This is a genomic window from Chromobacterium rhizoryzae (assembly GCF_020544465.1).
Classification (GTDB): domain Bacteria; phylum Pseudomonadota; class Gammaproteobacteria; order Burkholderiales; family Chromobacteriaceae; genus Chromobacterium.
This window is the reverse complement of sequence record NZ_CP066126.1, coordinates 2,506,201-2,526,341: the sequence shown is the minus strand read 5'-3', so window position 1 is coordinate 2,526,341 and position 20,141 is coordinate 2,506,201. Positions and strand designations below refer to the sequence as shown.

Below are 20,141 nucleotides of genomic sequence, written 5' to 3'. Positions count from 1 at the left end.
GACGATGTTGGAATTCAACCGCAGTCAGCCGCTGACCCTGGGGGTGGAACTGGAGCTGATGATTCTCAATCGGCGCGATTACGATCTGACCCGCGGCTCGGACGATTTGCTGTTGCAGGTGAATCGCCTGCAGCACGGTTTCGACATCAAGCCGGAAATCACCCAGGGCATGATTGAGATCGGCACCGCCGTGCACAGCGACGTCAACAAGATGCTGGAGGAGATTCTGGCCATCCGCGAGCTGCTGGTCAGCAGCGCGCGCAAACTGAATCTGGGCCTGGCCGGCGGCGGCTCGCATCCGTTCCAGCATTGGGACGAGCAACGCATCTACCCCAAGGAGCGCTATCACCTGGTGTCCGAGCTGTACGGCTATCTGGCCAAGCAGTTCACCGTTTACGGCCAGCACATTCACATCGGCTGCCCGGACGGCGACAGCGCGGTGCGCCTGACCCATTATCTGGCGCGCTACATTCCGCACTTCATCGCGCTGTCCGCGTCTTCTCCGTTTTACCAGGGGGTGGACACGCTGTTCCAGACCTCGCGGCTGACCAGCGTCAACGCCTTCCCGCTGTCCGGCTGCATGCCTTGCGTCAACAACTGGGCGCAGTTCAACGACTATTTCCGGCGCATGGCCAACCTCGGCATTGTCGCCAGCATGAAGGACTTTTACTGGGACATCCGGCCCAAGCCGGAGTACGGCACGGTGGAAATCCGCATCTGCGACACGCCGCTGTCGGTGGAGACGCCGGTGCTGCTGGCGGCTTACGCGCAGATGCTGGCGCACCGCTGTCTGAGCGAACGCCAGGACGAGGTGTGTCAGGAACATTATCTGACGTATAGCTACAACCGTTTCCAGGCCTGCCGCTTCGGCTTTGACGGCATGCTGGTGGATGCCGGCAACAATAGCCAGATCGGGCTGCAAGAGGATTTGCTCAATACCTTGAATCAGCTGGAGCCGCAGGCCGAGGCGCTGGGCAATCAGGCGCAGTTGACCGCCTTGCGCCAGCGGGTGTTGAAGCGGCAGTCCGACAGCGCCTGGCTGCGGCAGGTGTTCGACGACAGCGGTTCTTTGTCCGAGGTGGTGCGCCGGCAAAGCGAACACTGGATGTACGCGGCACCAGGAGTGGGCGTAAACTGAGGGGCTCAAACCTTAACCAAGCCGCCATGCCATTCGACCTGCCCGCCCTGCCCGATCCCGCGCTGCCTGCCCGCTACTGCATTTTCGAAGGGCCCAAGATCCTGTTGCTGGACCAGGCCCTGCCGGATGACCGCGCGCGCGCCTGGCCGCTGGCCCAGATCCTGTTCATCGGCGTGCATGAGGAACACAATCTGTTTCTGGCGGAACTGGTGGGCGCTCCTCCGGCCGGCTGCGAGTGGCTGGCCCTGCGCCCGGCCTTGCTCAGCCTGCCCTCCGGGCTGACGCCGGCCATCGCCCGCGCCGCGCAAATCCGCCAGTTCCAGCGCACTCATCGTTATTGCGGCCGTTGCGCCGGGCCCCTGCTTCAGCGGCCGGACGATAGCGGCAAACGCTGTTCCAGCTGCGGCCAGCTCTACTATCCCAAGCTGTCGCCGGCGATGATGGTGGTAATCCATCGCGGCCGGCAATTGTTGCTGGCGCGCAGCCCTCATTTCGTCCCCGGCGTCTACAGCGCGCTGGCCGGCTTTGTCGAGCCCGGCGAAACCCTGGAGGAATGCGTGCACCGCGAGGCGTTTGAAGAGGTGGGCGTGCGCATCAAGAATCTGCGCTACGTCTGCTCTCAATCCTGGCCCTTTCCCCACTCGCTGATGCTGGGTTTTACCGCGGAGTACGACAGCGGCGACATCCAGCCTCAGGAGGGCGAGATCGAAGACGCCGGCTGGTTCGACATCGACGCCCTGCCGCAAACGCCGACGCCCATCTCCATCGCCTATCAATTGCTGAATCACACCGTGGCGTGGCTGCGCGCGCGGGACGAGGGGCGGGCCTAGCTGCTTAGCCGTATGGCGGACGGCCTCCGTCTCGCCCCCGCGCTACACCCCTATCCATCTTTCCATCACAAGCAGGCCGGCGCGCCTGCTTGATCCTCCACATCATTTTGACGCTGTCCCCGTCTACTTCCTCCGCGCTCTCCCGCCGCCGCCCATCGGCGAATGCTCAATGGCTCTCCATTCTTGTATATAAGTTTTTCTACTCATATCTATAAATACAAAAAGTAATGCTGATATAAGCGCGGTGATAAGCTTTAGTCATAGCCAAAGCGACGCGACTCCCGCCTGCAAGGGGACATCTCGTCGAATTCAATGAAATACGGCGGCGATGACGCAGGCCGGCCTCCCTCCTCAGGCCCAATCACCGCGCCGCACAAGGAGCGCAAAATGAAAATCCGCATGCTTGCCTTATCCCTCTTGCTGGCCTGCGCCGCCAACGCTTCCCTGGCCAGCCCAACTCAATGCGAAAACAAAGACTACGCCTTGCAATTGCTGGGCTCGGGCGGGCCGATCTCCGACGACGGCCGCGCTTCGTCCGCCTCGCTGATCTGGTGGAAGGGCAAGCCGGTGGCGCTGATAGACGCCGGCGGCGGCGCCTTTCTGCGCTTCGGCCAATCCGGCGCGCGGCTGGAAGACGTCGGCTTCATCGGCCTCACCCACTTTCACACCGACCATGTATCGGACTTGCCCGCGCTGCTTAAGGGCAGCTACTTTTTCAGCTCGCCCCGCGCCATTCAGATGTCCGGCCCAACGGGCGGCGCCGGCTTTCCCAGCCTGAGCGGCTTCATGAACGCCCAGTTCAACGCCAAAAGCGGCGCTTACGCCTATCTGTCCGGCCTCTACTCCGGCCAGGGCGACATCCCGCTCAAGGTCTCGCTGTCCAATGTGGACTACCGCAAGACCACGCCGACCACGGTGTATGAAAAAGACGGCGTCCGCATCAGCGCGCTCGGCATTCCGCACGGCGACGTGCCCTGCCTCGCTTATCGGATCGACACCAAGGACGGCAGCATCGTCGTCTCCGCCGATCAGAACGGCGGCAACCCTCGCTTTATCGATTTCGCCAAGAACGCGGACATTCTGGTGATGCCGCTCGCCATCGACGAGCAGGCGGACCCCGCTTCCGCCTTCCTGCACGCCAAGCCGTCCGTCGTCGGCCGTATCGCCGCCGCGGCGAAGCCCAAGCAGTTGGTGCTCAACCATTTCATGGGCAAGGGCCTGCGGCTCAAGGAGCAATCGATCTCCATCGTCCGCCGTTATTACCCAGGCCCGATCCACGCCAGCCGCGACCTTTCATGCTTCCCTGCGCATTGAGCGCCGCCATCCCAAAGGAGAACCGACATGAAAAAACAGATCATTCTTTCCATCGCCATGACATCCTTGCTCGGCCTGAGCGCCGAAGCCGCATTGGCGGCGGAAGCCAGCCAGCCGGCGCAAGCGGTGAAAAGCCAAAGCGGCCATGGCGGCAAATGCGCCAGCGGCAAGTGCGGCACGGTGAAGATGTATGAGAAAGCCCCTCTCCAGCACGATCCGCAAGATCAATTGGTGCGCGCCCGCGACGGCAAGTGCGGCAAGACCGGCCAAGGCGTCCACTCCGACCAAACCGGAAAGGGAAAAATGGTGGAGGGCGTATGCGGACAATAAATCACCAGGCCGTCGGCGTGGGGCTGCGCGCCGAACATGCCCAATGGCTGGCCGATCACCCCCCGCAGCCTGAAATCGACTTCCTGGAAATCACGCTGGAAAACTGGATGGACATCGGCGGCCGCAAACGCGAACAGCTGGACCGTCTGGCGGAGAAATACCCGTTGATCTCGCATGGGCTCAGCCTGTCGATAGGCGACGAGCTGCCGCTGGACGCGGACTATCTCCAGCGCGCCAAGCGCTTTCTCGACCGCTATCGCATCCGCCTGCATGGCGACCACCTTAGTTACTCCCGTGATCGGCAAGGTTATTTATACGAACTGCTGCCGATCCCCCGCGGCGAAGCGGCCGCGGCGCGCGTCGCCGCCAAGATACGCCAGGTTCAAGACCTACTGGATCGACCGTTGATCCTGGAAAACATCAGCTACTACCACGCCCACGCTGGCCAGATGGAGGAAGCGGACTTCATCCGCGCCGTTGTCGAACAAAGCGGCTGCCAATTGCTGCTAGACATCAACAACGTCTACGTCAACGCCTGCAACCACGGTTACGACCCGCGACGTTTCATCGCCGATCTGCCGTCCCAGGCCATCCGCTACTTCCACATCGCCGGCCACTGGCGCCGCGACGACGGCATCCTGATCGACACCCACGGCGCGGCCGTATGCGAAGAGGTGCTGGAACTGGCCCGGCACGCCGTGGCTTTGCACGGCTCCCGTCCGCTGCTGCTGGAGCGCGACAACCAGTTGCCGCCGTGGCTGGAACTATGCGAAGAAGCGAACGCGCTGCGGCGCCGCATCCACCTGCCGGCGGCCCAGGCCGCCTGAGCGCGGCAAAGGAGACATCATGAACGCGATATCGGACATCGAAACCTTCAGCCGGCGGCTGCGGGGCGGCCCGGAGGCCTTGGGCGAGCGTTCCGTCGAGCTTTACCGCCAGTTTCTGCGCGGCAATATCGAGGAAGTGCTGAGCCATGTTTTCCCCTTGTTCTGCGCCAGGCTGTCGGCTGAGCAGCTGCGCGGCCGCATCGACGACTTTTTGGCGGGTCACACCTCGTCCAGCCCCGAGTTCCACCACATCGCTACCGAGTTTCTCTGTTTCTCCCAAGCCGGCCTGCCCGCGGATCTGCGGCAATGCCTGGAATACGAGTGGCTGCTGTTCAGCGTGGAAATAGACGAGGCCGTCGTGACGCCGCCCTCCGCCGGGCTGGCGACGGAAAGCTCCGTTTTCTCGCTCAATCCCACGCTGGCCTGCGTTGAACTGCAGCTGGACTTCGCAGGGCTTGCCGGACCTTACGCCATCTTCCGCGACGCCCGGCATCAGGTGATCCGGAAACCGCTGAGCGCCTTAGATCGCTGGCTGCTGGAGGCCTTGCGGACGCCTTGCGCCTATCCGGCGCTGTCGGCCGAAGTTCCGCCCGACGCGCTCCGGACCTGGCTCAAGGAAGCGCTCGCCACCGGTTTGATACAGATGCGCGACATGCGCGCGCCGGCGTCCGACGCCGGCCGCCCAATATGAGGAATACGAAAATGATTGCCAAGATAATGAATGGTTTCGACCGGGCGCTTGCGGCCTGCAAGCAATACGACTTCATCGCCCTGCTGGGCGTCCGCCTCTATCTGCTGCCGGTGATCTACGTCGGCGCCCATTCCAAGGTGGTCGGCTTCAGCGCGGCGGTGAGCTGGTTCGGCGCTCCGGCCAGCGAAGGCGGCCTGGGCCTGCCCTTCCCCGTGCTGTTCGCCTTTCTGGCCGCGGCCACCGAGGTGCTGGGCCTGGTCTGCATCGCGCTCGGCTTGTTCACCCGGGTGATGGCCATCCCCATGATGGTGCTGATGAGCGCGGCCAGCGCCATGGTGCACCTGCCGCGCGGCTGGCTGGCCATTGCCGCCAAGGACATGGAGTCCAGCCAGCGCTTGGCTGGCTTCCTGTCCTGGCTGGCGGAGAACTTCCCCGGCCGTTACAACTACATCACTGAACTGGGCGACCCGGTCATCCTGAACAACGGGATGGAGTTCGCCGCCACCTACTTCGTCATGCTGTTGGTGCTGTTCTTTTACGGCGGCGGCCGCTACGTCAGCGCGGATTACTGGCTGCGCAAGCGCTTTGCCGCTTAAAAGCGTTTCAAAATCCGCTGCGCTTCAAGCCGAGAGCGTTCTCGGAATAAGAGCTCGCCTGCCGGCCAATGATGGCCGCCCGTCTTTTGGTCAGTTCGAACAAGCATGCCGGCCGCCTATAACAGGCAGTAGCTGGCATCCTCATGTCGGCCTCCTGTTATGACCATGAGCCCCAGCCTGATTTGGCTGGGGTCTTTTTATGCCCTAGAAAAAGGGGCCTATCCCCTGATGGCAAGATGGTGGCCGACTAAAATGACGCAAATTGAAAATGCGATCGAGTCATAGGCAAGCAAGAATTGATAGGCATTGCTGCCGGCATACGAAAGAAAGGCGTATCCGGCAGAAACCAAGAGCATCCCAAAGAATTTTTTCTTGCTTCTTTTGCTTGGGCCCTTATCGTAGTAAGCGAAAAAATTGGCCAAAGCGCTGGTGAAGGCGGCCCCGTATACCGTCCAACTGGAAGAGGTGCGGGCCTCGTAGATCGCGAGGCTGTTCAGCGCACACAGGGTGGCTTGCAAGAAACCTGCTCGCCCAGCTTTCCAATTTAAATGAAACTGCAGTTCCCTTTGGGTCTGTAACCACAGCCAGCCAATTCTTGCCGTTGCAAAATTCCAGCACTCTCTAAAAGCCATAAGGTCGAACTGCAAGTTCGGCGCCCATGGAAAGTTCTGATTCAGAATTCTCAGCGTTTCGGCCGCGCTTGTTTCGATATCGACTCTCATTCCTTCCGGAGTGAGGAAATTGCCATCTCCAGTCATTTGTCAGTCTCCCATAAGGGGTGCGTCAAATTAACGATTGGCGTGTCGATTAATGTCGCCGTTACATCAATAAGTAGCCGACTAAAGTATTTTTTCTACAGAAACAATGCTTTATGACGGCTTGTAGGGATGATGACGATTCTTGGCTAAAGAAGTATGGGGAAAAAGCGTAACAATGCGCGAAGCGGCGGGGCGGCGATATTTTGGCGCAGTGGGAAATATCAGCCAACGTGGCCGGCGCTCCCCCAAAACGCACCAAGGGCCTATAGAGAAAACTCTATAGGCCCTTGATTTTATTGGTGCCGGCGGCAGGAATCGAACTCGCGACCCCCTGATTACAAGTCAGGTGCTCTACCAACTGAGCTACACCGGCGAAGAGAGGCGTATTATGTCTTGCCTCAATGGCTTTGGCAAGCCGTCAGCGCGTCTTTTTCGGCGCCTTTTTATGCGCCTTCTTCACGCTTTTGCCTACCTTTTTGTTTTTGCTGATTTTTTTAGCGGGCGCCTTGGCCTGTGGCGCGCGCTTTGCGGTTTTGGCTGCGTGACGCGGCTTTTTGGCTGTCGATTTTTTGACGGTCGATTTTTTTGTTGCCGGCTTGGCCGCCGCCTTGCCGTGACGCGTCTGCTTGGCGCTAATGGCCTTGGCCTGACGCTTGCCCTGCTTCGCGGATTTCGCCTTGGCCTTGCCTTTGGCCTGGCGAGCAGGCTTGGCTTGCTCTTTGGCGCGCGCCGGTTCCGCCGCCTGAACGGCTTTGGCCGGCGCGGCCTTGCGCGCGGGCTTGCTCGCCGGCGCCATCTGCACGTCGCCGGGCAAAGGCATGTCTTCGGGTTCGGCCAGGCTGGCCGGGCTGATCAACGCCAGGCTCAAGGCCAGCGCAATGGTGTGCGTCGCGAATTTCATGATCGGGGGTCTAATGCTCTCTGGGATGAAACGGGCCGCGCTTTGCGCCGCCAAAACCCGCATACTAGCACGGGGTTTCCCGCGCCCTGGCGGAAATTGACGACGGCGTGCAAAGTCCAATCCGCCGCGCGGACTGATTTTTATTGCCGCAGTGCGCCATCGCCGCCTCACATATGCTATACCCACAGTGCAATGCCAATGTAATTGCCTTTGCGCTCGTTTGCGCCGCTCGCTTCCCTTTCCTGGCACGTAATGGAAACAGCATGCCCCAGCCCAAAATTTTGCTGGTGGACGACAGCGCCACCAATAGCCTGATGGTCCGCACCTTCGTTGAAGACCTGGGCTATCAATGCGATCTCGCCGGCAATGGCCGGGAGGCCGTCGCCATGTGTAAGACAGTCGGCTACGACTTGATCCTGATGGACATCATCATGCCGGTGATGAACGGACTGCAGGCCACGATGGAGCTGCGGACCCTGTTCGGAGAACACTGGGTGCCCATCATCTTCCTGACCGGCCTGAGCCAGCAGCAAGATCTGATCGAAGGCCTCAAGGCTGGCGGCGACGACTATCTGACCAAACCGGTCAGCCCGGACCTGCTGACTGCCAAGATCCAGGTATTTTTGCGCATCGCCCAAATGCAGCGGCAGATCAACCAGGACGCGGTGCGCCTGGAGCGCTACTTCCAGAACAATGAGCGCGAACAAAGCTACGCCTTGGAGCTGATCGAGCGGCTGAATCGGCAACAACTGGAACTGCCGGCCCATGTCTGGCGCCATTTGCGGCCGGCTTCCCAGTTCAACGGCGATCTGGTCTGCTATGCCCGCGCGGCAGATCGGGAATACCTGATGTTGGCCGATTGCACCGGACACGGCCTGACCGCGGCCATCAGCGCCATCCCGGCGGTGGAGTGCTTTTACGAGCTGGCTCAGGCGCAAGCGGCCTTGGGCGACATCGCGGCGGCCATCAACGACAAACTGCACCGCCTGCTGCCCTCCGGGCGCTTCGTCGCCGGCATCCTCATCGGAATCGACGCGGCCGCGCAGTCTGTGCAGGTCTGGAACGGCGGCATTCCCTGCGCGCTGATGTTTGATCCACAAGGGCGCAAGGTCAAGCAATTCCGTTCCGAGCACCCGCCCCTGGGCATTTTGGCGGCTAGACAGTTCGACCGTTCGCTGGAAACCAGCATGTTGAAGTCGGAGCATGCGCTGGTCGTCTGCTCGGACGGCATTACCGAGGCCCAGGCGGACAATGGCCAGATGTTTGGCCTGGACGGCGTGATCAAGGCGGTGGAAGCCGGCTGGCCCGGACGGATCGGCAATACCGTATTGCAGGCGCTGCAGCGCCACCGCCAGAACGAAGCCATCTTGGACGACGCGTCCTTGCTGGTGGTGCATTCGCCATCGGTCCCAAACCAGCCTGAGGCCGATATCGGCTGCGCCGTGCCAAACCGCTCCCGCTGGCACGACGCCTGAGCGCCGCGCCTAGTCCTCCACCTCTCTCACATAGCGCACCAGCGCCTGCAAAAGCTGGGAGAAACGATGCGCGGCCAGATTGCCGTCCGAGGGCGTGAGCCAGGTGCTGCTGATTTCCAGCTGAATGGCGGGCACGCCCAGCCGCGAAGCGAATTTGGCGATGGTCTGATGCTTGGACGCGGCGAAGTAGTTGTCGGAGACATTGAGCACGCCCTGCCCTCGCAAACGCTGCTCCAGCCGCTGTTGCAGCCAGGGCTTGCCCAGGAGCGAAGCCCCGTTCAAGGTGCCGAAATCCACGTCGTAAGGCCGGTAAGGATGGCTGCCGTGCAGGTCCAGCACCAGCAAGGGACGCTGATCGGCGATCAAAGCCGCCAGCTTGCGTTTGAAGGCGTTGTCGTCTTCGTAATTGGGGTCGGACGGCGAGGCGCGGGTGGTGTAGATCGCGGTGGCGCCGGCCAGTTGGTGCAGCATCGCCGCCAAGGCCGCGGTGCCGCCGCCGTCGGAGAAACGGTATTGCCCGTCGCGGAACGGGCTGGTGGCGTGCGGCGCGGTGACGATGATGGGACGCTTGCCCTCCAATACGGTAAACCACGGCTCGCCGTTTTGCGGCGGCCTGTCCTTGGCGGCGTCCGCCTCCTGCTGCAGCTTGATGGCCTCGACGATGTGGGCCGGTTCGATGACGGCCCGTTCCGGCGGGGTCTTGCCGACGGCGGGCGCCGTCGATAAGGCCAGAATCAGAATCCCCGCTACCCATCCGCTTCTCATCGCCTTCCTCCTGATTCTTGCCCGATCATTGCTGGACCGGGCATGCGCGGCTTGGTTCTAAGAACCTGTTTGCGATCTGCTACGCGTCGGCGATACAGCGTTGAAAACAGCCATGCCGTTTTTCAGCCGTTTTCGCCTTGCCGCGACTTGCGCGAGACTTTGAACAGGTTCGGGCCAGTCCGGCAAGGCCGCGCTAACGCGCCGGCTTTTGCGCGGAGAGCAGCAGCAGGGCCGGACGGCGCGCGTGCGGCCGCAAACCGTCCCGATGCGCCAGGGTCTGCGGGTCCGGCGCGGGCTCGCCCAGATGAAGCAGTTGGAAGCCGGCGTCCAGCAAGCCTTTCACATAGCTTTCCACCGTGCGGTGATGTTTGATCACGCCGTCGACGAACCAGCGGCTTGCGCGCGCATCTTGCTGAAAGTAGGCGTCCAGCGTCCAGTGCGATGGCTCGCCCGCCGCGTCCAGCGCCCAACCCTGAGGGCTGGCCGTGCAAATCGGGTGCTCCACCGTCAGCGCGAACACGCCGCCGGGCCGCAGCGCGGCGAACACGCGCGCCGCCGCCGCCGCGTAATCCTCCACATAGTGCAGGGCCAGCGAGGACACGGCCAGATCATAGGCGGCGGCCGGAGGCTGAAAATCCTCGATGCCCGCGCACCGATATTGGATGGCGGGATCCTGGGTGCGCGCCCGCGCCTGTTCCAGCATGCGTTCGGACAAATCCACCGCGGTGACGCTGGCCGCGCCCTCGCCGCGCGCCCAGCGGGCGAAATCGCCGAAACCGCATCCCAGGTCCAGGATGTCGATGCCGGCCAGCGGCGGCAGCGCGCCGCGCAAGGCGGGCTGCTCCAGCACGCCGTTCAGCCCGGTGTCGCTGTCGCGCAAGGCTTGGTATTGGGAGAAAAAGACTGGATGGTCGTAGATGTTTTGCTGCATGTGGAGGCTCCGTAAAAAATCTAAGAGCCTGTTCAAAGTCTCGCGAGCAAGAGCGAGACAAGGCGAAAACAGCAGAGAAAGCGGAATGTACATACGGTACATGAGCATTTCGAAGGTGTTTTCAACGCCGTATCGCTGAAGCGCAGCAGACATTGAGCAGGTTCTAAGGAAAGCGCCCCAGGGCGGCGCGCGGCCATGCCGACGCGCAAAAGCGCGCCGGGCTCTCACGGCCTGGCGCGCGTCTTCTCTCATCCGGACTCTCACCGTCGGCTTCGGCTTCTCACCGAATCTGCTGACCCGCGCATCGTGGAAACGGCTGCGCGGCGCTCGCGGGCTCGTCGCCGGCATTCGCCGCGACATACCGCCGGTGGGGAATTTCACCCCGCCCTGAAGACCGGCACAGCATAAAGGCGGCGCGGAAGTTGGACAAGCCCCGCCCCATCGCGCATAGTCTGCGCATTCCAATTGCAATGGAGCGAAGCATGACCCCGAAGCTGCCGATCTGGCTGTTTTTTTGTTTGAGCGCCGGCGCGGCCGTCGCCGCGCCCACCCCGGCCGCCAAGAACGAGATCAACCATCTATTAGACTATCTGGCCCAGTCCGGCTGCGAATTCAATCGCAACGGCAGTTGGTACGGCTCTAAAGAGGCCCGCGATCATCTGAACGACAAATACCAGTATCTGCTGAAAAAAGACTGGGTCAGCAACGCGGAAAGCTTCATCGAGCGCGCGGCCACCCAGAGCAGCATCAGCGGCAAGGCCTATCAGGTGCGTTGCGGCTCGGCGCAACCGGTGGCCAGCGCCGGCTGGCTGAAAGCGGAGCTGGGCCGCTACCGCCAGCGCAAATAAGCCGTTCCGCCGGCGTCCGGCCGGCAATCCAGGCCTGCCGGACCGCCACGCAGCTGTTATAATCGCCGCTTTCCTGTAATCCAGTGTTCTTTTCCCGATGACTGCTGCCCAGCTGCTGGCCCAACTCAAGGCCGACCTCCCCTCCTGCCTGATCCGCGACCGCCACGCCTTGCGCCGCAAACTGAGCGACGCCGCCGAGCGGCTGAAGAAAAACCAGCCCGCGGACAGGCAGCTGGCCGATATCCAGACGCAGATCGAGCGCTCCGCCGCCAAGGTGGCCGCGCGCCGCGCCCATCTGCCCAAGCCCGATTTCGACGACGCCCTGCCGGTCAACCAGAAACTGGCCGACATCAAAGCCGCCATCGACGGCCATCAGGTGGTGATCATCTGCGGCGAAACCGGCTCCGGCAAAACCACCCAGCTGCCCAAGATCTGCCTGGAACTGGGCCGCGGCGTGCACGGCCTGATCGGCCACACCCAGCCGCGCCGGCTGGCCGCGCGCTCGGTGGCCAGCCGCATCGCCCAGGAGCTGAAATCCACGCTGGGCGAGCATGTCGGCTTCAAGGTGCGCTTCACCGACAAGCTGTCGGACAAATCGGTGATCAAGCTGATGACCGACGGCATCATGCTGGCGGAAACCCAGACCGACCGTTATCTGGAAAACTACGACACCATCATCATCGACGAGGCGCATGAACGCAGCCTCAACATCGACTTCCTGCTGGGTTATCTGAAACAGCTGCTGCCGCGCCGGCTGGACCTGAAAGTGATCATCACCTCGGCCACCATCGACGCCGACCGCTTCTCCCGCCATTTCGACGGCGCGCCGGTGATCGAAGTCTCCGGCCGCACTTACCCGGTGGAAGTGCGTTACCGCCCATTGGCGCAACGCGACGAAGACGAGCGCGAAGTGGAAATGGAAGGCGCCATCGTCGACGCCGTCGACGAGCTGTCGCGCCAGGGCCCGGGCGATATGCTGGTCTTCCTGCCCGGCGAGCGCGAAATCCGCGAAACCGCGGAAAAACTGCGTAAATCCGGCATCCGCGGCTACGAAATCCTGCCCTTGTTTGCCCGCCTGTCCAACGAGGACCAGCAAAAGATCTTCAAGCCCTCCGGCGGCCGCCGCATCGTGCTGGCCACCAATGTGGCCGAAACCTCGCTGACGGTGCCGGGCATCAAATACGTGATCGACACCGGACAGGCGCGCATCAACCGCTACAGCCCGCGCGCCAAGGTGGAACAGCTGCAAGTGGAGAAAATCTCCCAGGCGGCGGCGCGGCAGCGCGCCGGCCGTTGCGGCCGCGTCGAGGCCGGCATCTGCGTGCGCCTGTACGGCGAGGACGACTTCAATCAGCGCCCGGCCTTCACCGACCCGGAAATCGTCCGTTCCAACCTGGCCGCGGTCATCCTGCGCATGGCCGCGCTGCGGCTGGGCAAAGTGGACGCCTTCCCCTTCATCGAAGCGCCCAGCAGCCGGCTGATCGCCGACGGTTACCAGGTGCTGACCGAACTGGGCGCGGTGGACGACAAGGGCGAACTCACCGGCGTGGGCAAGGAGCTGGCGCGGATTCCGGTGGACCCGAAAGTGGGCCGCCTGCTGCTGGCCGGCCGCGACTTCGGCTGCGTGCGCGAAGTGCTGATCATCGCCGCCGCCCTCAGCGTGCAAGACCCGCGCGAACGCCCGTTCGAGGCGCGCGAGGCGGCCGAACGCGCGCAGGCGCGCTTCAACGACGAGAAGTCCGACTTCCTGTCCTTCCTGCACCTGTGGGACTTCTTCTCCGACGCGCTCAAGCACAAGAAATCCAACCGTCTGCTGATCAACACCTGCCACGAGCACTTCCTGTCCCATCTGCGCTTGCGCGAATGGCGCGAACTGCACGCGCAGCTGGCGGACATCGCCGGCGAGCTGGGACTGATCAAGCGCGAACAGGCGCACGCCGACGCCGAGCAGCCGGACGCGCAGATGACGCAGAAAAAGCGCCAGCAGCTGGACGCCGTCGCTTATGAAAACCTGCACAAGGCGCTGGTGACCGGCCTGATCGGCAATCTGGGCATGAAAAACCAGGAAGGCGACGATTACCAAGGCACCCGCGGCGTCAACTTCCACGTCTTCCCCGGCTCCGGCCTGAAAAAGGCCAAGCCCAAATGGCTGGTGGCGGCGGAACTGGTGGAAACCACCCGCCTCTACGCCCGCTGCGTGGCCAAGATCGAGCCGGAATGGGTGGAAAAGCTGGCGCCGCACCTGGTCAAATACCATTACTTCGACCCGCACTGGGAAAAGAGCCGCGGCGAAGTGGTGGCCAGCGAACGCGTCACCCTGTACGGCCTGACCCTGGTGCCACGCCGGCCGGTCAGCTACGGCCGCATCGCGCCGGAAGAAGCGCGCGAGCTGTTCATCCGCGGCGCGCTGGTGAATATGGACTATGTCAGCAACGCGCCCTTCTTCCAGCGCAATCAGCAATTGATCCGCGAAGTGGAGCAGCTGGAGCACAAGGCGCGGCGTCAGGACGTGCTGGTGGACGAAGAGGCCCTGTTCGCCTTCTACAGCGAACGGATTCCGGCCGAGGTGGTGGACGCCGCCAGCTTCGAGGCCTGGCGCAAGGAGGCGGAAAAGACCGAAGCCAAGCTCTTGCACCTGACGCGCGAAGAACTGATGCGCCACGCCGCGCAACATGTCACCGAAAACCAGTTCCCGGAATGGCTGGAGCTGGAAGACGGCCGCCTCAAGCTGCGCTACCGCTTCGAACCCAACCACCCGCTGGACGGCGTCACCCTGGACGTGCCGCTGGCCATCCTCAACCGCCTGCAGCCGGCCGCCTTCGAATGGCTGGTGCCCGGCATGGTGCGCGAGAAGCTGCAACAGCTGATCAAGGGCCTGCCCAAGCAGATCCGCCGCTGCTGCGTGCCGGTGCCGGACTTCGTCACCCGCTTCCTCAGCGTCAATCCGGATCAACAGCAGCCGATCGCGCCGCAGCTGGCGCGCTTCATCCTGCGCGAAACCGGCGGCGTCAAAGTGGACATCGACGATTTCCGCGCCCAGGAGCTGCCGGCCCATCTGCTGTTCAACTTCCGCGTCATTGACGACGGCAAGCAGGAAATCGGCCTGGGCCGCGATCTGCTGGCGCTGCAAAAGCAGTTCGGCCAGGCCGCCCAGCTGACCTTCCGCGACACCAGCGCGGAGTTCGAGCGCGACGAAGTCAGCAGCTGGGATTTCGGCGAACTGCCGGAAAGCATTCAGTTCGCCCGCGGCCGCCAGCAGCTGACCGGCTACCCGGCGCTGACGCTGGAGCAGGACAAGGTGGCGATCCGCCTGTTCGACACCCAGTTGATGGCCGAGCGCCATCACCGTCAGGGCGTGATCCGGCTGCTGCAGCTGCAGCTCAAGGAACAGATGAAGCAGCTGTCCAAGGGCCTGCCCGGCATGACCCAGCTGGGTCTGCAACTGCGCGCGGTGGCCAATGTCGACGAATTGCTGGCCGACGCCATCGCCTGCATCTGCGACCGCGCCTTCATCGGCGACGACGCGCTGCCGCGCAATGAGAAAGCCTTCAACGAGCAGAAAACCCGCGCCCGCACCCGGCTGCCGGCGGTCAACCAGGCGGTGACCCAGTATCTGGGCCAGGTGGCGTCCGAATACGGCCCGCTCAGCGTCAAGATGCAGAAGCACAAGCTGGGCTACGAGTTGCAGCAGCAATTGGCCAAGCTGGTTTACAAGGGCTTCCTGGCCGCCACGCCGTGGAGCCAGCTGCCTCACCTGCCGCGCTATATGCGCGCGATGGGCTTGCGCATGGACAAGCAGCCGGCCAACCCGCAGCGCGACGGCCAGCGCGGCGCGGAAATCCGCGACCTATGGCAGAAATGGGAAACCCGGGTGGCCGAGGACAATGAAGCCGAAGGCGCGTCCCAGGCGCTGCTGGATTTCCGCTGGCAGATCGAGGAACTGCGCGTCAGCCTGTTCGCCCAGGAGCTGAAAACGCCGTATCCGGTGTCCGCCAAGCGGCTGTTGAAGCTGTGGAGCGAACTACCGCGCTAATGCTCGCCAGACCTTGAACTGGCTCGCCCTGGCATGAGAAAACGGCGGCGTCTTTATCGACGCCGCCGTTTTTCTATGCGCGTTTCAATGCACCGGATGGGACAAGCCCGGCCTATCCCCCCAGGCCAGCAGGAACAAGCCCATCGCCAGCCCCACCAGGCAGAAAATCATCAGATAGCCGGCCAGCGCCAGCGAGCTGGCCTCCATCCACACCGACAGCAAGACCGGCGTGAAGCCGCCCACCACCGCGTAAGCCACATTGTAGGAAAACGACAGGCCGCTGAAGCGGATGGGCGCCGGGAAGGCGCGCACCATCAGAAAAGGCACCGCGCCGACAATGCCGGCGAAAAAGCCGGTCAGCGTGTACAGCGGGCGCAAGCAGCTCACGTCATGCCCCATGGTCTGGTAAAAACACCAGCTGCTGACGCCCAGCAGCAGGCTGCCCGCGGTGAACACCGGCCCGCCGCCGAAACGGTCCACCGCCAGGCCGGCGACGATGCAGCCCACGCTCAGCACGATGATGGCCAGGCTGTTGGCGGACAAGGCCTCCACCGGCGGCACGCCGAACTGCTTTTGCAAAAAAGTGGGCGTCATCAGAATCACCACCACGATGGTGACCGACAGCATCGCGGTGGCCGCCATCGACACGGCCATGCCCAGACGATGGCCGCGCAAGGCCGCCTTCAGCGGCAGCTCGGCGGACAGCGCCTTGCGCGCCTGCATTTCGTTGAACACCGGCGTCTCATGCAGCCAGCGGCGCAGATACATCGCCACCAGGCCGAAGACGCCGCCGATCAAGAAGGGAATCCGCCAGGCGCCGTCCTCCAGCTGCTGCGGCGTGAAGAACAGATTCATCGCCATCGCGATCAGGGAGCCGAACAGAATGCCTATGGTCAGCCCCGAGGTGATGATGCCGCAAGCCAGGCCGGTGCGGCTGGGCGGCGCGTGCTCGGCGACAAACACCCAGGCGCCCGGCACCTCGCCGCCGATGGCCGCGCCCTGCAATACGCGCAGCAGGAGCAGCAAGATCGGCGCCCATATCCCTATGCTCTGATACGTGGGCAGCAGGCCCATCGCCAGCGTCGGCAAGGCCATCAGCACAATGCTGAGCGTGAACATGCGCTTGCGGCCGAACAAATCGCCAAAGTGCGCCATGACGATGCCGCCCAGCGGCCGCGCCAGGTAGCCGGCGGCGAAAATGCCGAACACCTGCAATTGGCGCAGCCAGCCCGGAATGTCGTGGGGGAAGAACAGCTTGCCCAAGACCAGGGCGAAGAACACGTAAATGATGAAATCGTAAAATTCCAGCGCGCCGCCCAGCGAAGCCAAGCCCAGCGTCTTGCAATCGTTCCGGTTCAGTTTGCGCGCGGGTGCCGCGACGGCGCTCGCCGTTTGAGTCATATCAGGTCCTTTCCGCGACCAAGATGCACACGCCCTCCCCGCCGCGCGGCGCGAAGGGCTGGGCCATTATTTTTTGAAGGGATTGATCGTCGGCGCGTCCTCGTGCTGGACGATGCCGAAGCTGCTGCGGATCAGCGAATTGAGCACAGGCTGGCGATGGCGTATCCACAGCGAGGTGGGCACAGGCTGGCAGCCCATCCGCGCCTTGGGCTCCAGCGCGGTGCGGCCGAAGATCACCCGCCGTCCGCCGGCGGCCAAGGCCGACTCGATCGCCGTGTGCAGCAGGCGCAGGTAAAGCGGCAGCTCCTTGGCCGCGGCGCGGTCGAAGCCTATCTGCGCGGCGGTGACTTCCGCGCCGTCTTTCAAGACCAGCAGGAAACCCAGCAGCGCGCCGTTCCGCCACAAGCCGCGCAGTTCCGCCCGCTCCGGCCCCAGCGCCGCCATCCGCCGCCAGTAGTCGGCGCTCACCGTCACCGGCCGCAGCGTGGCATTGTCTTGCACCGCCAGGTAAAGCGCTTGCATCCGCTCCGCCTGCGCGTCCACCTGTTCCGGCGTCATCACGCCGATCTCGCAGCCGGCGGCTTCCACGGGCTTGAAGATCTGCTGGCGGATGGCGCTGCGGTATTTGGAGGTCATGCCGGCCAGGTAGTCGTCGTAAACGCGCCAGTCCTCGGCCAGCGGCAACACCATATTGGGTTCCGTCTCCAGGGTGCTGTAGCTGAGCTTGCCCAGCGCCCGGCTGTCTTCCCGCGCCGTTTCGTCCATGTCCTTGACCAGCACGAAGTCAATCTGGCCGTTCAGCTTCTCCGCGCGGCGGATGCGGTAGAGAATCTCCGCCACCGCCTGCCAGCGGGTCTGCGGGTCCAGATCGGCGGCGAAGGCCGCGCCGTCCAGGCCGTAGCTGAGCATATTGCCGCAGACCAGCAGCCGTTGCCGCAGCTTGGGCTTGAGGTTTTGCGCCAGCGCCGCGCGCAGCGATCCTTCCGGCCGCGGCCCGGGATGGGCGTGCAGGGTTTCCAGGCTGACTTCCAACAGCTGCATCGCCACCGCCGCCACCGGCTCGCCGTCGCGATAGGCCAGCGCGTAGCGCACTTCGAAATGGGCGAGCCCGGACCGCTCCAGCGCGCGCCAGTAATCGCGGGACATCAGCAGCCCGTGCCGGGCCGCCAGCTGATCCCAGTGTTGTCCGTTCAAAAAGTCTATGCGCTCGGAGAAGGCGAAATTCAGCGCGCTGGCCTGCCGCAAGCGGCGGCGCAGCTTCCAGCCGTCGCCCAATTGGCGGGCCAGTTGTTTGATTTTCTTGCTCATGGCTTGGGGCGTAGAAGGCTGGTTCTATGATTGACAATCATTCCAGTGTGCCGCAATGCCAAACGGGCAACAAGCTCCCTCAAGGCGCGCCGTCGGTCAGCAAGCGCCGGTAACGCTCCGGGGAATAGCCCAACTGCTTGTTGAACATGGCGATAAAGGCGGAAGCGGTGCCGTAGCCCAGATCGGCGGCGATGTCCTGCACCGCCCGCCCCTCGCGCAGCCAGGCCAGGGCCCGCAGCAGCCGCACCCGGTTGCGCCACTGGACAAAGCTCATGCCCAGCTCGCGTTGAAAATGGCGCGCCAGCGTGCGCTCGGTGCCGTGCACGCGCCGCGCCCACTGCGCCAGCGTGGCCGCGTCGGCCGGATTGTCGCGGATGGCGGCCAGAATGGGCGCCAGCTGACGATGCCGGCTGTCCGGCAGATAGCTGTCCTGGTGGCCGGCCTGGGCCAGCCGCGCCAGCAGCAGCTCGGCCTGACGCCGGTCCCACGGGTCCCGGATCGCGGTAACGCCGCGCTGGCAGAAGTCATCCAGCAGCGCGCGCAGCAAGGGCGTTTGCGGAATCAGGCAGGGGTGGGCGGGCAGCCCGGCGGCTTCCTCCGCGCCGACGTAGACCGAGGTGTAGCGCATCGCCTGGCGCACCGAGGCGGAGTGGCGCACCCCGGCCGGCACCCAGATCAGAAACTCCGCCGGCGCCGCCAGCGCGCGTTCGGCCTGACCGGCTTCGATCAGGCTCAACTCGATCACCCCCAGGCTGATGCAGTTCAACTGCCCCCAGGGATGGCTGTGCGGCGAGAACTCGGTCTGCGGCGTCAGCTGGTCGTAGCGCAGATGGATGGGCGCCGGCGCCGGCAAGCCCTGGTCCAGTTCGGAATAGTCCAATTTGTCGGTTTCCCGCTATCGTCTTGTCTGGTTTGCGTTATATGCATTGAATCAGACAGCGCTACACTGCGCACTGTCAATGCTTTTCTGTGCTCTCGCCCGCCCGATCGGACGAAAGCCGCATCCGGAGCCATCCCATGTATTCATTGTTTCCCATGCTGGCCGTGCTGATCTGGTCCGCCAACACCGTGGTGTCCAAGGCCGCGGCCCAGGCGCTGGACCCCGCCGCCATCTCCTTCTACCGCTGGCTGCTGGCCGCGCTGATTCTCACCCCCTTGAGCCTGCGGCCGGCGCTGCGCCAATGGCGCGCCATCCGTCCCTGGCTGGGCCGCTTCGCCGTGCTGGCCGCGCTCGGCATGGTGATGTACCAATGCCTGGCTTATTACGCCGCGCACAGCACCAGCGCCACCAATATGGGCGTGATCTGCGCCTTGATTCCCTTGCTGGGGCTGGCGCTGAACGCCGTCGCCTTCCGCCAGCCGGTGGGCGCTCACGCGCTGTTCGGCGTGGCGGTGTCCTTGCTGGGCGTGCTCTATCTGCTGGGCCAGGGGCGGCCGCTGAAGCTGCTCAGCGGCGGCGTCAACCGCGGCGACGCGCTGATGCTGGTGGGTTCGCTCTCCTACGCGCTGTACGGCATTCTGCTGCGCCGCTGGGCGCCGCCCTTCGGCAGCTGGACCAATCTTTACATCCAGGTGCTGCTGGCGGTGTTGATGCTGGTGCCGGTGGCGCTGAGCGCGGACAGCCTGGCGGTGCCGCCGCAAGGCGCGGGCCTGGTCGCCTTCGCCGGCATCGCCTCCTCGGTGCTGGCCCCCTATCTGTGGATGCGCGGCATTCAGGGCCTGGGCAGCGAGCGCACCGCCATCTTCATGAATTTGCTGCCCTTGTTCACCGCCGTGATCGCCAGCGCGCTGCTGGGCGAAACCATTCATGATTACCACTGGCTGGGCGGCGGCCTGATCCTGCTCGGCGTCAGCCTGAGCCAGGGCGGCTGGGCCAAGCTGCGCGGCCTCGTCCGTTCGACGGCCTGAGCTTCGCTTTTCCCGCCGCGCCCGGGCTCCACGGCCGGCGCGGCGGGATTGCCGCGGCCCCGCTTATCGCCTAAGCTCTGTAACAAA

General features: G+C 63.7%; 18 protein-coding genes, 1 tRNA gene and 1 riboswitch. Of the genes, 11 read left to right on the top strand and 8 right to left on the bottom strand.

Going from position 1 to position 20,141, the window contains the following annotated elements; genetic code table 11:
- Nucleotides 1–4 precede the first annotated feature (4 nt).
- From JC616_RS11425 to JC616_RS11395, 7 genes are all read left to right on the top strand, one after another.
- Complete coding sequence (locus JC616_RS11425; protein ID WP_107800002.1) at nucleotides 5–1,138, top strand: YbdK family carboxylate-amine ligase; 1,134 nt, start codon at nucleotides 5–7, stop codon at nucleotides 1,136–1,138.
- Between the two features lie 26 nt (nucleotides 1,139–1,164).
- A complete protein-coding gene (gene nudC / locus JC616_RS11420; protein WP_227108358.1) occupies nucleotides 1,165–1,968 on the top strand; it encodes an NAD(+) diphosphatase in 804 nt (267 codons plus the stop codon).
- 399 nt (nucleotides 1,969–2,367) lie between these two features.
- Nucleotides 2,368–3,282 (top strand): MBL fold metallo-hydrolase, encoded by a 915-nt coding sequence (locus tag JC616_RS11415; RefSeq protein WP_227108356.1) that lies wholly within the window; start codon nucleotides 2,368–2,370, stop codon nucleotides 3,280–3,282.
- 27 nt (nucleotides 3,283–3,309) lie between these two features.
- Nucleotides 3,310–3,612: a hypothetical protein gene (locus JC616_RS11410; protein WP_227108354.1), complete on the top strand. Its 303-nt coding sequence runs from the start codon at nucleotides 3,310–3,312 to the stop codon at nucleotides 3,610–3,612.
- Nucleotides 3,600–4,439, top strand: coding sequence for a DUF692 domain-containing protein (locus tag JC616_RS11405; protein WP_227108352.1), 840 nt, complete (start codon nucleotides 3,600–3,602; stop codon nucleotides 4,437–4,439). The genes JC616_RS11410 and JC616_RS11405 overlap by 13 nt, the downstream gene beginning before the upstream one ends.
- Before the next feature lie 19 nt (nucleotides 4,440–4,458).
- Nucleotides 4,459–5,130, top strand: a complete 672-nt coding sequence (locus JC616_RS11400; protein ID WP_227108350.1) for an HvfC/BufC family peptide modification chaperone — start codon at nucleotides 4,459–4,461, stop codon at nucleotides 5,128–5,130.
- A gap of 11 nt (nucleotides 5,131–5,141) precedes the next feature.
- Nucleotides 5,142–5,726 (top strand): HvfX family Cu-binding RiPP maturation protein, encoded by a 585-nt coding sequence (locus tag JC616_RS11395; RefSeq protein WP_227108348.1) that lies wholly within the window; start codon nucleotides 5,142–5,144, stop codon nucleotides 5,724–5,726.
- Nucleotides 5,727–5,944: 218 nt separating this feature from the next.
- On the opposite strand, the gene JC616_RS11390 is transcribed toward JC616_RS11395, so the two are convergent.
- The 3 genes from JC616_RS11390 to JC616_RS11380 all read right to left on the bottom strand — a co-directional run bounded on the left by JC616_RS11390 (nucleotide 5,945) and on the right by JC616_RS11380 (nucleotide 7,385).
- Nucleotides 5,945–6,484: a hypothetical protein gene (locus JC616_RS11390; RefSeq protein WP_227108347.1), complete on the bottom strand. Its 540-nt coding sequence runs from the start codon at nucleotides 6,482–6,484 to the stop codon at nucleotides 5,945–5,947.
- Between the two features lie 297 nt (nucleotides 6,485–6,781).
- Nucleotides 6,782–6,857, bottom strand: a tRNA-Thr gene (locus tag JC616_RS11385).
- A 45-nt stretch (nucleotides 6,858–6,902) separates the two neighbouring features.
- On the bottom strand, nucleotides 6,903–7,385 hold the full coding sequence (locus tag JC616_RS11380; protein ID WP_227108345.1) for a hypothetical protein: 483 nt from the start codon (nucleotides 7,383–7,385) through the stop codon (nucleotides 6,903–6,905).
- Between the two features lie 263 nt (nucleotides 7,386–7,648).
- On the opposite strand from JC616_RS11380, the gene JC616_RS11375 reads away from it, so the two are divergent.
- Complete coding sequence (locus tag JC616_RS11375; RefSeq protein ID WP_227108343.1) at nucleotides 7,649–8,860, top strand: SpoIIE family protein phosphatase; 1,212 nt, start codon at nucleotides 7,649–7,651, stop codon at nucleotides 8,858–8,860.
- Nucleotides 8,861–8,869: 9 nt separating this feature from the next.
- On the opposite strand, the gene JC616_RS11370 is transcribed toward JC616_RS11375, so the two are convergent.
- Nucleotides 8,870–9,625 carry an N-formylglutamate amidohydrolase gene (locus JC616_RS11370; RefSeq protein ID WP_107798992.1) on the bottom strand — a complete coding sequence of 252 codons (756 nt, stop codon included), beginning with the start codon at nucleotides 9,623–9,625 and terminating at the stop codon, nucleotides 8,870–8,872.
- 193 nt (nucleotides 9,626–9,818) lie between these two features.
- Nucleotides 9,819–10,556 carry a class I SAM-dependent methyltransferase gene (locus tag JC616_RS11365; protein WP_227108341.1) on the bottom strand — a complete coding sequence of 246 codons (738 nt, stop codon included), beginning with the start codon at nucleotides 10,554–10,556 and terminating at the stop codon, nucleotides 9,819–9,821.
- A gap of 236 nt (nucleotides 10,557–10,792) precedes the next feature.
- Nucleotides 10,793–10,955, bottom strand: a riboswitch (FMN riboswitch).
- Nucleotides 10,956–11,038: 83 nt separating this feature from the next.
- Here JC616_RS11365 and JC616_RS11360 point away from each other — a divergent pair.
- A complete protein-coding gene (locus JC616_RS11360; protein ID WP_107798990.1) occupies nucleotides 11,039–11,404 on the top strand; it encodes a YfeK family protein in 366 nt (121 codons plus the stop codon).
- Nucleotides 11,405–11,501: 97 nt separating this feature from the next.
- On the top strand, nucleotides 11,502–15,437 hold the full coding sequence (hrpA, locus tag JC616_RS11355) for an ATP-dependent RNA helicase HrpA (protein ID WP_227108339.1): 3,936 nt from the start codon (nucleotides 11,502–11,504) through the stop codon (nucleotides 15,435–15,437).
- A gap of 84 nt (nucleotides 15,438–15,521) precedes the next feature.
- Here hrpA and JC616_RS11350 read toward each other — a convergent pair whose 3' ends face one another.
- From JC616_RS11350 to JC616_RS11340, 3 genes are all read right to left on the bottom strand, one after another.
- On the bottom strand, nucleotides 15,522–16,838 hold the full coding sequence (locus JC616_RS11350; protein ID WP_227108337.1) for an MFS transporter: 1,317 nt from the start codon (nucleotides 16,836–16,838) through the stop codon (nucleotides 15,522–15,524).
- 66 nt (nucleotides 16,839–16,904) lie between these two features.
- Nucleotides 16,905–18,146, bottom strand: a complete 1,242-nt coding sequence (locus tag JC616_RS11345) for a GNAT family N-acetyltransferase (RefSeq protein ID WP_227108335.1) — start codon at nucleotides 18,144–18,146, stop codon at nucleotides 16,905–16,907.
- Nucleotides 18,147–18,225: 79 nt separating this feature from the next.
- Nucleotides 18,226–19,026 carry an AraC family transcriptional regulator gene (locus JC616_RS11340; protein ID WP_227108334.1) on the bottom strand — a complete coding sequence of 267 codons (801 nt, stop codon included), beginning with the start codon at nucleotides 19,024–19,026 and terminating at the stop codon, nucleotides 18,226–18,228.
- A gap of 137 nt (nucleotides 19,027–19,163) precedes the next feature.
- On the opposite strand from JC616_RS11340, the gene JC616_RS11335 reads away from it, so the two are divergent.
- Nucleotides 19,164–20,054, top strand: a complete 891-nt coding sequence (locus JC616_RS11335) for a DMT family transporter (protein WP_227108333.1) — start codon at nucleotides 19,164–19,166, stop codon at nucleotides 20,052–20,054.
- Nucleotides 20,055–20,141: the final 87 nt, after the last annotated feature.

Bases quoted from the DNA above. Each gene is read 5' to 3' on its own strand.
- JC616_RS11425 (WP_107800002.1), top strand. From the start codon at position 5: ATGTTGGAATTCAACCGCAGTCAGCCGCTGACCCTGGGGGTGGAACTG.
- nudC (WP_227108358.1), top strand. From the start codon at position 1,165: ATGCCATTCGACCTGCCCGCCCTGCCCGATCCCGCGCTGCCTGCCCGC.
- JC616_RS11415 (WP_227108356.1), top strand. From the start codon at position 2,368: ATGCTTGCCTTATCCCTCTTGCTGGCCTGCGCCGCCAACGCTTCCCTG.
- JC616_RS11410 (WP_227108354.1), top strand. From the start codon at position 3,310: ATGAAAAAACAGATCATTCTTTCCATCGCCATGACATCCTTGCTCGGC.
- JC616_RS11405 (WP_227108352.1), top strand. From the start codon at position 3,600: ATGCGGACAATAAATCACCAGGCCGTCGGCGTGGGGCTGCGCGCCGAA.
- JC616_RS11400 (WP_227108350.1), top strand. From the start codon at position 4,459: ATGAACGCGATATCGGACATCGAAACCTTCAGCCGGCGGCTGCGGGGC.
- JC616_RS11395 (WP_227108348.1), top strand. From the start codon at position 5,142: ATGATTGCCAAGATAATGAATGGTTTCGACCGGGCGCTTGCGGCCTGC.
- JC616_RS11390 (WP_227108347.1), bottom strand. From the start codon at position 6,484: ATGACTGGAGATGGCAATTTCCTCACTCCGGAAGGAATGAGAGTCGAT.
- JC616_RS11380 (WP_227108345.1), bottom strand. From the start codon at position 7,385: ATGAAATTCGCGACGCACACCATTGCGCTGGCCTTGAGCCTGGCGTTG.
- JC616_RS11375 (WP_227108343.1), top strand. From the start codon at position 7,649: ATGCCCCAGCCCAAAATTTTGCTGGTGGACGACAGCGCCACCAATAGC.
- JC616_RS11370 (WP_107798992.1), bottom strand. From the start codon at position 9,625: ATGAGAAGCGGATGGGTAGCGGGGATTCTGATTCTGGCCTTATCGACG.
- JC616_RS11365 (WP_227108341.1), bottom strand. From the start codon at position 10,556: ATGCAGCAAAACATCTACGACCATCCAGTCTTTTTCTCCCAATACCAA.
- JC616_RS11360 (WP_107798990.1), top strand. From the start codon at position 11,039: ATGACCCCGAAGCTGCCGATCTGGCTGTTTTTTTGTTTGAGCGCCGGC.
- hrpA (WP_227108339.1), top strand. From the start codon at position 11,502: ATGACTGCTGCCCAGCTGCTGGCCCAACTCAAGGCCGACCTCCCCTCC.
- JC616_RS11350 (WP_227108337.1), bottom strand. From the start codon at position 16,838: ATGACTCAAACGGCGAGCGCCGTCGCGGCACCCGCGCGCAAACTGAAC.
- JC616_RS11345 (WP_227108335.1), bottom strand. From the start codon at position 18,146: ATGAGCAAGAAAATCAAACAACTGGCCCGCCAATTGGGCGACGGCTGG.
- JC616_RS11335 (WP_227108333.1), top strand. From the start codon at position 19,164: ATGTATTCATTGTTTCCCATGCTGGCCGTGCTGATCTGGTCCGCCAAC.